Source organism: Tsukamurella sputi (genome assembly GCF_007858445.1).
In the GTDB taxonomy this organism is placed as follows: Bacteria; Actinomycetota; Actinomycetes; order Mycobacteriales; family Mycobacteriaceae; genus Tsukamurella; species Tsukamurella sputi.
In genome coordinates this window covers 1-685 of record NZ_VIGV01000054.1, presented here as the reverse complement: position 1 = coordinate 685, position 685 = coordinate 1, and the positions used below count along the sequence as shown (strand labels likewise).

1 protein-coding gene is annotated in these 685 nt (G+C 70.7%); it reads right to left on the bottom strand.

The genetic code is table 11. From position 1 onward, the window contains the following. Window positions 1–685, bottom strand: a 685-nt coding sequence (locus FK268_RS23125; RefSeq protein ID WP_146437800.1) for an amidohydrolase family protein, incomplete at both ends; no start/stop codon positions are given.

Below are 685 nucleotides of genomic sequence, written 5' to 3'. Positions count from 1 at the left end.
GTCCCGGCGACAGGCGGTCGCCGGAGGCGAGGAAGAACATCACGGCCGTGAGCGGATTGTTGATGTTCGGCGCGCTCTGCAGGATCCGGCCGCGCTTGCGCAGGACGTTGATGAGGTGCCACCGCTCGTGCCACCAGGCGTAGGTCGACGGCAGTGCGCGGGAGCGGTAGCGGTCACCGTCGAGCTTGTCGATGGGCGCGTCCATCCCGGACATGCCCAGCATGCCGGCGTCGAGGGCGCGGTCGAGCATCTCGGCCATCCGGCGCAGTTCCGCGCGGGACGGGAACGACCAGGTGTCCGTGGCGCGGCGCAGGCCCATCACCGCGGTGCGCAGGCCCGAGTGGCCCAGGAAGGAGGCGACGTTGGGGCCCAGGGGCAGCGAATCGAGGCGTTTGACGTACCCCTCGGGCTCGGTCCAGTCCTGGAATTCCTCCAGGGCCGCGATGACGTGCTTGCGGGGCACGGCCTCGACGCGGCTGAACAGGTCGGCGGCGTCCTCGGCGCGGGCGTAGACCGTCGACATCGAGCAGCAGCCCAGGACGGCGGTGGTGACGCCGTGCCGGACGGACTCGCTGAGGCCGGGATTGAGGAGGATCTCGGCGTCGTAGTGCGTGTGGATGTCGACGAAGCCGGGGAGGACCCATTTCCCGCGGGCGTCGATCACCTCGGGGCAGCCGGCCTCGTC